The organism is Paraburkholderia sp. GAS38 (assembly GCF_050434965.1).
GTDB lineage: Bacteria > Pseudomonadota > Gammaproteobacteria > Burkholderiales > Burkholderiaceae > Paraburkholderia > Paraburkholderia phenazinium_A.
The window spans coordinates 665,611-678,924 of record NZ_JBNDJO010000002.1; the positions used below are offsets into that span (position 1 = coordinate 665,611).

The following is a 13,314-nucleotide window of genomic DNA, read 5'->3' on the forward strand; positions in this document are numbered from 1 at the left end:
GGTTGGAGGTCTGCGCAACGCATCCAGCCGTGAGGACGCAAACCTTGTCGCATAGGGGCTGCGCACGATCCGGCGCCTAAAATCCTCACCCCAGGTGTTACCGGCGAGGGCGCTTTTCACCGAAACATGGTCCCTTGTAACCAGACGTTACGTAGCGCTTCAGAGTACGACGTTATGCATCAGTTCTTACAAGTTTGAAATACGCAGACCTTCGCCTTGCGCTATATTTCAGCCAACAACACACACTTGTTAAAAGGTGAATTCCATGAAGTCCGCTCGTCTTGTTCCGCTTCTGATCGGGGTCCTCGCGCTGGGTGCGTCAGGTGCAGCAATGGCCGGCGTGAGCGTGGGTGTCAATATCGGCATTCCGGCGCCGGTGTATGTCGCGCCTGCTCCGTACTACGCACCGCCGCCCCCGCCGCCGCCCGTCGTCTATCAACCGGCTCCTGTGTATTACGGCGGCCCGTCGATCGTGATCGGCTGGCACGGTGACCGCTACTGGGACGGTCGTCGCTACTGGGCACGTGACGACTGGAATCGTCATCATGGTGGCTATGGTGGCGGTTACCATGGCGGCGGCGGTTATCACGACCATGGTCACTGGAATTAAGCTGTACAGCGCCTGTTTCTAGCGCGCAAAGCAAAAAACCGCCTGAAGGGCGGTTTTTTGTTGTCGTGCGTCAGGTTGAACACGCACGCACGGAGGCGCGGGCAGCGAAAAGCGGTTACGTTACTCCGCAACCGCAGCCATGCCGCCGACCACCGCGTTAAAGCCGCTATCGACGTGCAGAATTTCCGCCGTCACGCCGGCCGCGAGATCGGACAGCAGGAACGCTGCCGAATTACCGACCTGTTCGATCGTCACATTGCGCTTGAGCGGCGCATTGCCTTCGACGAAATCGAGAATCTTGCCGAAGCCCTTGATGCCGCTTGCCGCCAGCGTCTTGATCGGACCCGCCGAGATGCCATTCACGCGCACGCCTTTCGCGCCGAGCGACACGGCCAGATAACGCACGCTGGCTTCGAGCGAGGCTTTGGCGAGGCCCATGGTGTTGTAGTTCGGAATCGCCCGTTCGGCGCCGAGGTAGCTCAAGGTCAGAAGCGCTGCGTCCGGCGACAGCATCGGCAGGGCGGCTTTAGCGAGCGCGGGGAAGCTGTAGGCGGAGATGTCGTGCGCGATGCGGAAATTTTCGCGCGTCATGCCGTCGAGGAAGTCGCCGGCAATCGCTTCACGCGGTGCAAAGCCGATGGAGTGGACGAGGCCGTCGAGGCTGTCCCAGCGTTCCTTCAGCGAAGCAAACAGCGCTTCGATTTGCGCGTCGTCAGCGACGTCGCACGGGAAGACCAGATCGCTGCCGAATTCCGTTGCAAACTCGGTGATGCGGTCCTTGAAACGGTCGCCGACATACGTGAACGCCAGTTCTGCGCCTTCGCGCTTGCAAGCCTGCGCAATGCCGTATGCGATCGAACGGTTCGACAGCAGGCCGGTCAGCAAGATTCGTTTACCAGCGAGGAAGCCCATGAATTCTCCTAATGAAGTCAACGCGCCGCGAGCTCAGATGTGCGGGATCGCGCGGGATTATTGGGTAGAATTCTCTCACATTGCAACCGCCCACTGACCAACAAGGCCTCTATGACAACTGGCTCGCGACGGGTTCAAGCGCTTCAGGCAGGCTGGCGCATCATGATGGAAAGGATCTCGCGAGTCCGTTCGCCGGGTGTGCCGGGTTCGCTGGCGGCAACGCTGCTTGTCTTCTTCGGGGCCGGCGTGGGCTTGCTGGCGGCGCAATCCGCCAATGCCAGCTATGCCATTGCACAGTACGGCGAACCGAAGTATCCCCCAGGTTTCAAGCACTTCGATTACGTCAATCCGGATGCACCGAAGGGCGGTACGCTGGTGCTGGCCAATCCAAACCGGCAAACGAGCTTCGACAAATTTAATCCGTTCACGCTGCGCGGCAACGCGGCGCCGGGTATGGACTTTCTGTTCGAGAGTCTCGCAACCGGGAGTTCCGACGAAGTCGCCACCGAGTACGGCCTGTTGGCCGACGACATCCGCATCGCGCCGGACGGCCTCTCGACCACCTTCCACATCAATCCGCTCGCGCATTTTTCGAACGGCGATCCGGTGACCGCCGCCGACGTCAAGTTCTCCTTCGACACGCTCAAGAGTCCGCAGGCCGCGCCGGCCTACGCCTCGTATTTCGCCGATATCACGCGCGCCGTGGTGGTCGACGCGCAGACCATCCGCTTCGAGTTTCGTCAACGCAACCGCGAGTTGCCGTTGCTGGCGGGTGGCATTCCCGTGTTCTCGCACAAGTGGGGTGTGAAGCCCGATGGCACGCGTATTCCGTTCGATCAACTCACGTTCGAACCGCCAATCGGCAGCGGCCCCTATCTGATCGACAGCTATAGCAACGGCCGCACGATCACTTACCGGCGCAATCCGAATTACTGGGGCGCGGCGTTGCCGGTGCGGGTCGGCATGAACAACTTCGATCGCATTACCTACAAGCTGTACTCCGACGACACCGCGCGTCGCGAGGCCTTCAAGGCGGGGGAGTACGACGCCATGACGGAAATGGTCGCGCGCAACTGGGTACGGCGCGATGTCGGCAAGCCGTTCGACAATGGCGAGCTGATCAAGCGCGAGTTTCCGCAGCACAACGGCAACGGCATGCAGGGTTTCGTGCTGAACCTGCGCCGGCCGATGTTCCAGGATGTGCGCGTGCGCAAGGCGCTCGATCTCGCGCTGGACTTCCAGTGGCTCGACCGGCAACTGTTTTACAACCAGTACACGCGGATCGACAGTTATTTCGTGAATACCCAGTGGCAGGCCACCGGCATGCCCAGCGCGGGCGAGCTGGCCTTGTTGAACCCGTGGCGCCAACAGCTTGACCCGGCGGTGTTCGGTCCGCTGCCGAAACAGCCCGACACCGATCCCCCCAACTCGCTGCGCGCGAACCTGCTGCAAGCGCGGGCGCTGCTCGCCGAGGCCGGCTGGGTGTATCGCGACGGCGCGCTGCGCAATGCGAAGGGAGAGAAGTTCGAGTTCGAAATGCTGGACGACTCTTCGGGTGCCGCGGTGTGGCCGCCCGTGATGGCAACCTACCAGCGCAATCTCGCGAAGCTCGGGATTACCTTGAACTACCGCACCACGGATTTCGCGGTGTATCAGAAGCGCCTCGATGCATTTGAGTTCGACGCAACGATCATCAAGGTGCCCGATTCACAGGTGCCTGGCACCGACGTGCTGGAACAGTTCGGCAGCAAGTCAGCGGATATCTCCGGCTCAGGCAATCTGGGGGGAATCAGGTCGCCGGCCGTCGACGCCATTTTGCACGCGCTGGTTGGCGCACAAACGCTCGAGCAACTGACCGATGCGACCCACGCGCTCGACCGTGTGCTGATGCATGGCTATTATGTGGTCCCGCAATGGTATAGCTCGGTGTGGCGGGTGGCGTTCAAGCGCGGCATGGCCTGGCCCAAGACCTTGCCGCTGTACTATGACCCGGGTGACTGGATCCCGTCGAGCTGGTGGTTCACGCCACAGGCGGGGAAGTCCTGACGTCGCGTGGCGGTTCGTTGCCCGTCCCGTCCGTCATCTCAATGTTTTGCACTCGTGCATTGGAAACGCCGCCATGTGGAGCTACATCCTCAAACGCCTGCTGTTGATGATCCCGACTGTGCTCGGCGTATTGACGCTGACCTTTGCGGTGATCCAGTTCGTGCCCGGCGGCCCGGTCGAGCAGGCGGCGCATGAATTGCGCCGAGGCTCCGAAGGCGGTGTGCCGTTCGGGCTGCGCGCGCATAGCGGCGTCGACGCGCAGCAGATTGCGCAGCTCAAGGTGCTGTATGGCTTCGACAAGCCGCCGCTGGTGCGCTACGGGCTGATGCTCAAGCGCTTTGCGACCTTCGACCTGGGGCAGAGCTATTTCCGTCACCAGAGCGTCTGGTCGCTGGTGTTATCCAAATTGCCGGTGTCGATCAGTATCGGCCTGTGGACCTTCTTCCTGACGTATCTGATATCGGTGCCGCTCGGCATCGCCAAGGCGATACGCAACGGCTCGCACTTCGATCTCGTCACCAGTCTGATCGTGCTGATCGGCTATGCCATTCCGGGCTTCGTGCTCGGGGTGCTGCTGCTTGTGCTGTTCGGCGGCGGCTCGTTCCTGCAACTGTTTCCGCTGCGCGGCCTCACTTCGGATAACTGGGCCCAGCTAAGTTTCGGCGCCAAGGTCCTCGATTACCTGTGGCACATCACCTTGCCGATCGTGGCGTCGGTGGTGGGCAGTTTCGCGGTCATCACGATGCTGACGAAGAACGCCTTCCTCGATGAGATCCGCAAGCAATATGTGCTGACTGCGCGGGCCAAGGGACTCTCCGAGCGGCGCGTGCTCTGGAAGCATGTGTTCCGCAATGCTTCGCTGCCGCTGGTCGTCGGTTTTCCGGGCGCGTTCATTGGCGCGTTTTTTACGGGCAGTCTGCTGATCGAAACACTGTTCTCGCTCGACGGCCTCGGCTTGCTCTCGTATCAGTCCGTCATGCAGCGCGATTACCCGGTAGTGCTCGGCACGCTATATCTGTTCACGCTGATCGGCCTCGCCACCAAGCTGATCTCCGACCTGTGCTACGTCTGGGTCGATCCCCGCATTCAATTCGAACAACTGGAGCGCTGACTTGAGTCGAGCCCGCACCCGAGCCGATCTGACGCCGAGCACCGAGCCCGTCCGCGCGTTTGTGTCGCCGTCGCCAGCCCGCCGCGTCTGGCAGCGCTTTCGCAAGCAACGCCTCGGCTACTGGAGTCTGATCGTCTTTATCGTCGCGTTTGCTGCGAGCGTGGCTGCGCCGCTCTGGTCGAACGACAAGCCGGTGGTGGTCCGCTACGACGGGCAACTGTATTTCCCGCTGTTCAAGACGTATGCGGAGACGACCTTCGGCGGCGATTTTCCAACGCCGGCCGATTACCTCGACCCCTACGTGCGCGACCGTTTCAGCAAGCCGGGCAATTTCGCGCTCTATCCGCCGAATCCGTACTACTACGACACGCTCAACTACTTCTCGAAAGTGCCCAATCCCGCACCGCCTTCGCGCGACAACTGGCTCGGCACCGATGACCGCGGCCGCGATCTGTTTGCGCGGCTGGTCTACGGCTTTCGCGTGTCGGTTGAGTTTGCCCTGGTGTTGACGCTGATCGGCACGGTGCTCGGCATCTTCGCGGGTGCGGTGCAGGGCTTCTTCGGCGGCAGGACCGACATCATCGGCCAGCGGCTGATCGAAATCTGGAGTGCAATGCCGGAGCTGTATCTGCTGATCATCTTCGCCTCGATCTTCGAACCGGGTTTCATTCTTTTGATTGTGCTGCTCTCGCTGTTCGGCTGGATCGGCCTGTCCGATTATGTGCGCGCGGAGTTCCTGCGCAATCGTACGCAGGACTACGTACGTGCGGCGCGGGCCATGGGGCTGTCGAACTGGCAGATCATGTGGCGCCATGTCCTGCCGAACAGTTTGACACCGGTCATCACGTTTCTGCCGTTTCGCATGAGCGGGGCGATCCTGGCGCTGACGAGCCTCGACTTCCTCAGCCTGGGGGTGCCGTCGCCGACGCCGAGCCTCGGCGAGCTGCTCTCGCAGGGCAAGGACAATCTCGACGCCTGGTGGATCTCGCTCTTCACGTTCGGCGTGCTGGTCTCCTTGCTGTTGCTGCTGACCTTCATGGGCGATGCGCTGCGTAACGCGCTCGACACCCGCATCTCCGATGCCATGCGCGCCGGAGGCAATCAATGAGCGAGCCGATGCAACACACGCCGGCAGGACCGCTGCTGGAACTCGATCGTCTGCGCGTCACGTTCGGCGAGACCGTCGCGGTGCAAGACGTCACGCTCGCGATTCAACGCGGCGAGCGCGTGGCGCTGGTGGGCGAATCGGGTTCGGGCAAAAGCGTGACCGCGTTATCGATCCTGCGCCTGTTAAGCGATGCCGACGTGAGCGGCACGATCCGCTTCAACGGCGAGGACCTGCTGGCGAAGAGCGAGCGCGAGATGCGCGGCCTGCGCGGCTCGGCCATCGCGATGATCTTCCAGGAGCCGATGTCGGCGCTCAACCCGCTCTACACAGTGGGCGAGCAGATTGCCGAAACGATCGTCGTGCATGATGGCGTGCCCGCCAAGGAAGCGCGCAAGCGTGCCGTTGCGCTGCTTGCGCGCACGGGCATCGCGGAGCCGGGCAAACGGGTCAATAGCTATCCGCATCAGCTCTCCGGCGGTCAACGGCAGCGCGCGATGATCGCCATGGCGCTGGCCTGCCGGCCGCGTCTGTTGCTCGCCGACGAACCGACCACCGCGCTCGACGTGACGATCCGCGCGCAGATCGTCGAGCTGCTGCTCGAACTGCAACGCGACGAAGCGGAAAAGCGCGGTATGGCCGTGCTGCTGATTACGCATGACCTGAATCTCGTGCGTCACTTTGCGCAGCGCGTGGCGGTGATGGAGCGCGGCGTGCTGGTCGAAAGCGGACCCGTCGAGCAGGTCTTCGCATCGCCGCAGCATCCCTACACACAACGTCTGCTGCAAAGCCGGCCTGAGCGCGCCGTGGTGCCGGTGCTGCCGATCTCACCGGTGCTGCTCGAAGCGCGCGACGTCTCGGTCGAATTCAAAACGAAATTGCCGGGTTTCGCCGGCTGGTTCCGCTCGGGACGGTTTCGCGCCGTCGCCGATGCGAGCGTGTCGGTGCGGCAAGGGGAGACGCTTGGCATCGTCGGCGAATCGGGCTCGGGTAAATCGACGCTCGCCATGGCGCTGCTCGGCCTGCAGGGCACCGCGCACGGCGAGATCGAATTTCAGGGCAGGGCGCTCGCGAGCTATCGCGGCCGCGAACAGACCGTGTTGCGCTCGAATATGCAGGTGGTCTTCCAGGATCCGTTCAGCTCGCTGTCTCCGCGCCAGACCATCGAGCGGATCGTCGGCGAGGGACTCGCGCTGCATCGTCCGCAACTCGATGCCGCAGCCCGGCGCGACAAGGTGATTGCCGTGCTGCGCGAGGTGGGACTCGACCGCACGGTGCTGTACCGCTATCCGCACGAATTTTCCGGCGGGCAGCGGCAGCGGATCGCGATTGCCCGGGCTCTGGTGCTCGAACCGCGCATCCTGATTCTCGACGAGCCGACCAGCGCACTCGACGTGTCGATCCAGCAGCAAGTGCTCAAACTGCTGGCCGGGTTGCAACATAAGTACAACCTCGGCTTCGTCTTTATCAGTCACGACCTGGCCGTGATCGGCGCGATGGCGCACCGGGTGGCGGTCATGCAGAACGGTTCGATCGTGGAAACCGGCGAGGTGGAGAAGATTTTTGCGACGCCGGCCCATCCTTACACTCGAAAGCTTCTGAAAGCTGCGCTCGTGGACTGATTTTCACCAATTGGGTGCGTGTCCCGATTGTATTTTTCTATTTGTTTTGACACACGAATACTTACTAGCTAGTATCGACCAAACTTTTTTCCGTATCCCACTGATTTTTAGGCAAAAACTACCGACCAATGCAGCACCGAAACTTAACCCAGGCTTGCACGCGCGTCGTCGCCGGGATGTTCATTGGCGTACTGATGGCAGCAGCTCCCGGCGCGTTCGCCGACGAAGTAAGCAGTTTGAATCAGAATGCTTCATTTTCGACCCAGGACGGGTCGAATCCCCTGTCCGCTCCCACTTCGCAAACACCCAGTACTGCAGCCGATAACGGCAGCAGCGCCCGGTCGTTTTTGTCCGGCATGGCCGGCAAAGCGGGCGACGTGGTGGTCGGCGCGCTCAATATGATCGGCGTGCGTTACCGCTGGGGCGGTAATACGCCGGACTCGGGCCTCGATTGCAGCGGTTTCGTCCGTTACGTGTTCCAGGACACGCTGGGCATGGCCCTGCCGCGCCGCGCTGAGGAAATGAGCCGGGTCGGCGAAAAGGTCAGCATGAGCAACCTGAAGCCGGGCGATCTGGTCTTTTTCAATACCATGCGCCGTACGTTCTCGCACGTTGGCATCTATATCGGCGACAACAAGTTTGTGCACTCGCCTTCTACCGGCAGCACGATCCGCGTCGACGATCTGGACGACGGCTACTGGGAAAAGCGCTTCACGGGTGCACGCCGGGTCGAAACGTCGTATCAGGGTTCGGAAGATCTGAAGCAGCGCGTCAATGCTGCGATCGGTGGCGGTAACAACTAAGCCCCAAGGTCTTTGCCCGCGATGTAAAAAAGCCTGCTTCATACGAAGCAGGCTTTTTTTCGTCCTGGGTTTTTTGCGGCTCAGGTGGAACCGTTTAAGACCCAGGTGGAACCGGGTTACACCGCGACGCGGCTCGCCGCCAGCTTGCGTTGCAACTCCGGCATGATCCTGGCCGCCGCTTCCTCGCCGGCAAGGATCGCCGCGTTGCGCTGGGAGAAGTCGCTGCCGCTCATGGCCGCCAGATTCGGACGGATCACGATATCCGCGTACTTGTCCAGTTCGTAGGCCTTGATGGTCTGGCCCATGATCGTGAAGGTCTGCAGCAGCACGTCGAACGAGCTCGACGTGACACCCGCTTCCGGGCGCTGCGAGATGTCGACCGCAATCACGAAATCCGCGCCCATCTTGCGCGCGAACGAGGCCGGCACCGGACTCACCAGGCCGCCGTCCACATACTCGTGACCGCCAATTTTCACCGGCTCGAAAATCGACGGCACGCTGCACGACGCGCGCACGGCGATCCCCGTGTTGCCGCGCTGGAACAGGATCGGCTGGCCGCTGTTCAGATCGGTGGCCACCACGCCTAGCGGCTTGACCATCTTTTCGATCGGACGATTGTTCAGCGTCGTATTCAGGTAGTTCTGCAGCGCGACGCCCTGCAGGAAACCGCGCGCGCGAAACGGCATGGCCCAGTCGCTGATCGACGCTTCGTCCATGTTCAGCGCAAGCTTGTTGAGCGCGAAACCGTTCATGCCCGAGGCATACAGCGCACCGACGACGGAGCCCGCGCTGGTGCCGGCGACCAGGTCGATCTGGATGTTGCGCGCCTCGAGCGCCTTGATCACGCCGATATGCGCGAAGCCGCGCGCGGCGCCGCCGCCCAGTGCGAGGGCGACGCGAATGGGGCGCTGCGGCTTGTCGAGCGGCGGCGTGACGGCAGGTGGCGGCGTGGTGGCCGCGGTGCTGGTGGCGGGCCGCGAGGCGTTCTCCGACTGGCTGCCGGTGGTCGTGCAGGCGGTGAGAACAGCGGACGCCGCAGCCAGCGAGAAGGCGCGGCGGCTCAGACGTGAGGTGGACTGTGTCAACGATTTCTCCAACAACGGCGCGGGTTCCTGCGAGCGTGACCGAGGATGACCTTGCTGCCGCGAGCAGGCAAACAGGATCGCCGGCGGCGATCTAACGGCGCCGCGGTCGAGCGGAATGGCGGCGCGCGCACATCATAAATCAAAGCCTGGCCGGGACGTCGTGCGAGTGAGGAAACGTTACAGATCCGTCGTTCAGGTGGGCGGCAGTGCTGTCAGTCGCGTGCGTGGCGGACGTGCGTAGCGGACGTGCGAGGCCCCGAAGCGCTGCATGACGCGGTGACGTAAGCGGTTGGGCAAGCGGCACGCAAGCGGCAAGGCAAGCGGCAAGCCAAGCGGCAAGCCAAGCGGCTGCCGGCAGGTATAATTCGACTCTCGCATTTTCCATTCGCTTCCATGCCCGGCGCCTGTTGCCGCATGGACGCGGTCCGCTGCCGCGCTTGCTGGCGTTTCATTGCCGCGCGCCGGCGCCTGTCTTCCGAGTAACCGTTTATGACCACCTCCGTTCGCACCCGTTTCGCACCGAGTCCCACCGGCTTCATCCACCTCGGCAACATCCGTTCTGCGCTGTATCCGTGGGCGTTCGCGCGCAAGATGAAGGGCACCTTCGTGCTGCGGATCGAGGACACCGACGTGGAACGCTCGACCTCGCAATCCGTCGACGCGATTCTCGAAGGCATGGCGTGGCTCGGTCTCGATTACGACGAGGGTCCGTTCTACCAGATGCAGCGCATGGACCGTTATCGCGAAGTGCTCAAGCAGATGCAGGAGCAGGGGCTGGTGTACCCGTGCTACATGTCGACGGAAGAGCTCGACGCACTGCGCGAACGTCAACGCGAAGCGGGCGAAAAGCCGCGCTACGACGGCACGTGGCGCCCGGAACCCGGCAAGGTACTGCCGACGCCGCCGGCCGGCGTGCAGCCCGTCACGCGCTTTCGCAATCCGCTCTCCGGCGTGGTGGCGTGGGACGATGCCGTGAAGGGCCGTATCGAGATCTCGAACGAAGAGCTGGACGATCTTGTGATCGCGCGTCCGGACGGCACGCCGACCTACAACTTCTGCGTCGTGGTCGACGATCTCGACATGCAGATCACCCACGTGATCCGTGGCGACGACCACGTCAACAACACGCCGCGTCAGATCAACATCCTGCGCGCGCTGGGTGGCGAGCCGCCGGTTTACGCGCATTTGCCGACCGTGCTCAACGAGCAGGGCGAAAAGATGAGCAAGCGTCATGGCGCGATGAGCGTGACCGGCTATCGCGACGTGGGCTTTCTGCCGGAAGCGGTGCTTAACTACCTCGCGCGTCTGGGCTGGTCGCATGGCGACGCGGAAATTTTCTCGCGCGAGCAGTTTGTCGAATGGTTCGACCTCGAGCATCTCGGCAAGTCGCCGGCTCAGTACGATCACGACAAGCTCACGTGGCTCAACGCGCACTACATCAAGGAAGCGGACAACGCGCGTCTGGCCGAACTGACGCGGCCGTTCTTCGCGGAACTGGGCATCGAAGACGCTACGCTGGCCCAGGGCGCGGACCTCGTCGCCGTGGTGGGGCTGTTGAAGGACCGCGCCTCGACGGTCAAGGAGATCGCGGAGAACGCCGCGATGTTCTACCGCACGCCGGCGCCGGAAGCAGACGCGCTCGCGCAACACGTGACCGATGCGGTGCGCCCGGCCATCGCCGATCTCGCGAGCGCGCTGAAGAGCGCGGAGTGGACCAAGGAAAGCATCTCCGCCGCGTTGAAGGCGACGCTCGGCGCGCACAAGCTGAAGATGCCGCAGCTCGCGATGCCGGTGCGTCTGCTGGTGGCGGGCACGACCCACACGCCGTCGATCGATGCGGTGTTGATGCTGTTCGGCCGCGACGTCGTAGTGAGCCGCCTTGAAAAAGGGCTCGCCTGAGACCTCTGAGAGGGATTGCATGCGGCTCTCAAAAAAAGTCGCATGTAATCACTCAAAGGGTATTTACAAAGCGCGGTTTGCTCTCTAAAATCTCGTTTCTGTTCTGCAAGGGGGTATAGCTCAGCTGGGAGAGCGCTTGCATGGCATGCAAGAGGTCAGCGGTTCGATCCCGCTTACCTCCACCATCAGAGCAGAACGAAGTCTTTTCCGATGTCTGGATCCTGTAGCAAAAAAGACTTCACAAGCAGTAACAATGTAGTTAGAATACTGGTCTTCGCTGCTGACGAAACGAATTAATGTCAAAGTTAGCGTGAGTTAGCAGCAAGATAAAGACAGATCTGAAAAGATTATGTCCCCTTCGTCTAGAGGCCTAGGACATCACCCTTTCACGGTGAGTACAGGGGTTCGAATCCCCTAGGGGACGCCAAACATCAGCGTCGCTTTAGTTTTCGAAAGAAGTAAAGCGGTGCAGCTTGCAGAGAAAAAACCGACGCTCGCAAGCTAGGGTGTAAAGACTGGAGTGGTAGTTCAGTCGGTTAGAATACCGGCCTGTCACGCCGGGGGTCGCGGGTTCGAGTCCCGTCCACTCCGCCAGACAAAGCCCGTTCATATGAACTTGAACGGGCTTTTTCATTAAAGGTGTAAGCGTACGTTGTCCCCTTCGTCTAGAGGCCTAGGACATCACCCTTTCACGGTGAGTACAGGGGTTCGAATCCCCTAGGGGACGCCAAGACATCGGCATCGCGCGGTAACGCAGTATGAGGCGATGCAGCTTGTGAGAGTGACCAACGCTCGCAAGTGAGCGGTGCAAAAATCTGGAGCGGTAGTTCAGTTGGTTAGAATACCGGCCTGTCACGCCGGGGGTCGCGGGTTCGAGTCCCGTCCGCTCCGCCAGAAATGCACGATCAGCCGTTGAATCTATAGGGATTCAACGGCTTTTTGTTTTTCTGGCCTATCCACTGCATAGCGATTTCTTCCTTGCCTTGCCGGGGCCATCCGGCCCCGGTGTTTTGCGCAACCATGCACCCGATTGGCGCGACGTTTTTTACCCTCCCTGCGCGATCGCAGGAACACATTACCGTTACGTCGAGATGCGCTGCGTCTTGACGGCTACGGCCTGGTGTACACGGTTGCATTAGCCGGGCGCCCGAACGAGTATGGACTGTGTCCGGAAAGGGAGCGTGCGATATGTCGGAAGTGCAAACGGTGCTCAAAGACGCAATGGCGGAACCGCTGTCGATCGATCTGGCCGAGCAGGCCTCCGTGGATCGTGAGCGGGTAACGTTTCATGACTGGTTGACTGAAGAAGGCTACGTCTTTCGGGGAATCGATTTCGCACTCCGGATCACCAGCTTTCTCGACTGTCACGATGCAATGATGGTGGGCTGCGGTCAGCAGCTCGGCTATACGGACGACTCCCCGCAGCGGCGGCCGGACCTGCGCGCCTTCGGTCGCGACCTGTATGGTTCGCCGGAGTTTGCGGGGCGCCGATATGTTCGCTCCAGCCAGTTGCTCGAGGACGCCTCGCTCGATACGTTGACCGTGATCGACACCTGCGATCACCTCACCGAACGGGAGATCGCCGATCTGTTCGCCGAAGCGAACCGGGTGCTGAAGCCGGGTGGGCATTTCATCGTGCGAGTCCCGGTTGGCTATGGGCGCGCGACCGTTTCGCGCAAGCGTGAGCGTGAGCCGGCCCGCAGCCGCGCCGTGGAGCAGGGCGTGGCGGATTCGGGGAGAGTCGCGAAGTTGTCCCGCGAGGCGACGGGCGCGCGCTTCAGATTCAAGCCGTTTCGCCGCTTGCTGGCTGAAAGCTTTGAGATCGAACAATCGGTGAATCAGCCGCGGCCGCATCTGCCCCGCTGGTTCAATTCCCGCCGCATCGTGCTTTGCCGGAAGCGCGAGGCGCAATAAGGCGCGCGCGTTGAACGGGCCGCGAGCTGTTGCCCGGTTCGCACGCCAGGGTCCAGTTCGAGTCCGCGCGGACTGCGCTGGCGGGCACACAAACTGCTGCGTGACAGAATATCGCCGACGCAGCCGCCGCTCAGTGGATGAAATTCATGCGCTGAAGGTCTACAGTACCCATGTTGCGCGATCGTCGGAACACAATCTGTCGCGATG

10 protein-coding genes and 5 tRNA genes are annotated in these 13,314 nt (G+C 61.8%); 13 read left to right on the forward strand and 2 right to left on the reverse strand.

What is annotated here, in order from left to right; genetic code table 11:
- Positions 1 to 265 precede the first annotated feature (265 nt).
- Positions 266 to 610: a hypothetical protein gene (locus P3T42_RS07090; RefSeq protein WP_074299739.1), complete on the forward strand. Its 345-nt coding sequence runs from the start codon at positions 266 to 268 to the stop codon at positions 608 to 610.
- Between the two features lie 120 nt (positions 611 to 730).
- Here P3T42_RS07090 and fabI read toward each other — a convergent pair whose 3' ends face one another.
- Positions 731 to 1,522, reverse strand: coding sequence for an enoyl-ACP reductase FabI (gene fabI, locus P3T42_RS07095; protein WP_074299737.1), 792 nt, complete (start codon positions 1,520 to 1,522; stop codon positions 731 to 733).
- Positions 1,523 to 1,633: 111 nt separating this feature from the next.
- Here fabI and P3T42_RS07100 point away from each other — a divergent pair, with 111 nt between their 5' ends.
- The 5 genes from P3T42_RS07100 (at position 1,634) to P3T42_RS07120 (ending at position 8,209) form a co-directional block, all read left to right on the forward strand.
- Positions 1,634 to 3,568, forward strand: coding sequence for an extracellular solute-binding protein (locus tag P3T42_RS07100; protein WP_429305546.1), 1,935 nt, complete (start codon positions 1,634 to 1,636; stop codon positions 3,566 to 3,568).
- A gap of 73 nt (positions 3,569 to 3,641) precedes the next feature.
- Complete coding sequence (locus P3T42_RS07105) at positions 3,642 to 4,679, forward strand: microcin C ABC transporter permease YejB (RefSeq protein ID WP_074299733.1); 1,038 nt, start codon at positions 3,642 to 3,644, stop codon at positions 4,677 to 4,679.
- Between the two features lies 1 nt (position 4,680).
- A complete protein-coding gene (locus P3T42_RS07110) occupies positions 4,681 to 5,787 on the forward strand; it encodes an ABC transporter permease (RefSeq protein ID WP_429305547.1) in 1,107 nt (368 codons plus the stop codon).
- Positions 5,784 to 7,406, forward strand: a complete 1,623-nt coding sequence (locus P3T42_RS07115) for an ABC transporter ATP-binding protein (protein ID WP_074299729.1) — start codon at positions 5,784 to 5,786, stop codon at positions 7,404 to 7,406. The genes P3T42_RS07110 and P3T42_RS07115 overlap by 4 nt, the downstream gene beginning before the upstream one ends.
- A 128-nt stretch (positions 7,407 to 7,534) precedes the next feature.
- Positions 7,535 to 8,209, forward strand: coding sequence for a C40 family peptidase (locus P3T42_RS07120; protein ID WP_074299727.1), 675 nt, complete (start codon positions 7,535 to 7,537; stop codon positions 8,207 to 8,209).
- 116 nt (positions 8,210 to 8,325) lie between these two features.
- On the opposite strand, the gene P3T42_RS07125 is transcribed toward P3T42_RS07120, so the two are convergent.
- Positions 8,326 to 9,294: a patatin-like phospholipase family protein gene (locus P3T42_RS07125; protein ID WP_429305548.1), complete on the reverse strand. Its 969-nt coding sequence runs from the start codon at positions 9,292 to 9,294 to the stop codon at positions 8,326 to 8,328.
- A gap of 489 nt (positions 9,295 to 9,783) precedes the next feature.
- Here P3T42_RS07125 and gltX point away from each other — a divergent pair, with 489 nt between their 5' ends.
- The 7 genes from gltX (at position 9,784) to P3T42_RS07160 (ending at position 13,107) form a co-directional block, all read left to right on the forward strand.
- Positions 9,784 to 11,193, forward strand: a complete 1,410-nt coding sequence (gltX, locus tag P3T42_RS07130) for a glutamate--tRNA ligase (RefSeq protein WP_429305549.1) — start codon at positions 9,784 to 9,786, stop codon at positions 11,191 to 11,193.
- A gap of 109 nt (positions 11,194 to 11,302) precedes the next feature.
- Positions 11,303 to 11,378, forward strand: a tRNA-Ala gene (locus P3T42_RS07135).
- A gap of 166 nt (positions 11,379 to 11,544) precedes the next feature.
- Positions 11,545 to 11,620, forward strand: a tRNA-Glu gene (locus P3T42_RS07140).
- Positions 11,621 to 11,710: 90 nt separating this feature from the next.
- Positions 11,711 to 11,787, forward strand: a tRNA-Asp gene (locus P3T42_RS07145).
- A 60-nt stretch (positions 11,788 to 11,847) separates the two neighbouring features.
- Positions 11,848 to 11,923: transfer RNA gene (locus P3T42_RS07150), tRNA-Glu, on the forward strand.
- Between the two features lie 87 nt (positions 11,924 to 12,010).
- Positions 12,011 to 12,087, forward strand: a tRNA-Asp gene (locus tag P3T42_RS07155).
- 294 nt (positions 12,088 to 12,381) lie between these two features.
- A complete protein-coding gene (locus P3T42_RS07160) occupies positions 12,382 to 13,107 on the forward strand; it encodes a methyltransferase domain-containing protein (protein WP_429305550.1) in 726 nt (241 codons plus the stop codon).
- The last annotated feature ends 207 nt before the right edge of the window (positions 13,108 to 13,314 follow it).

Coding starts and splice junctions, on each gene's coding strand:
- P3T42_RS07090 (WP_074299739.1), top strand. CDS start 266: ATGAAGTCCGCTCGTCTTGTTCCGCTTCTGATCGGGGTCCTCGCGCTG.
- gltX (WP_429305549.1), top strand. CDS start 9,784: ATGACCACCTCCGTTCGCACCCGTTTCGCACCGAGTCCCACCGGCTTC.
- P3T42_RS07100 (WP_429305546.1), top strand. CDS start 1,634: ATGACAACTGGCTCGCGACGGGTTCAAGCGCTTCAGGCAGGCTGGCGC.
- P3T42_RS07105 (WP_074299733.1), top strand. CDS start 3,642: ATGTGGAGCTACATCCTCAAACGCCTGCTGTTGATGATCCCGACTGTG.
- P3T42_RS07120 (WP_074299727.1), top strand. CDS start 7,535: ATGCAGCACCGAAACTTAACCCAGGCTTGCACGCGCGTCGTCGCCGGG.
- P3T42_RS07160 (WP_429305550.1), top strand. CDS start 12,382: ATGTCGGAAGTGCAAACGGTGCTCAAAGACGCAATGGCGGAACCGCTG.
- P3T42_RS07115 (WP_074299729.1), top strand. CDS start 5,784: ATGAGCGAGCCGATGCAACACACGCCGGCAGGACCGCTGCTGGAACTC.
- fabI (WP_074299737.1), bottom strand. CDS start 1,522: ATGGGCTTCCTCGCTGGTAAACGAATCTTGCTGACCGGCCTGCTGTCG.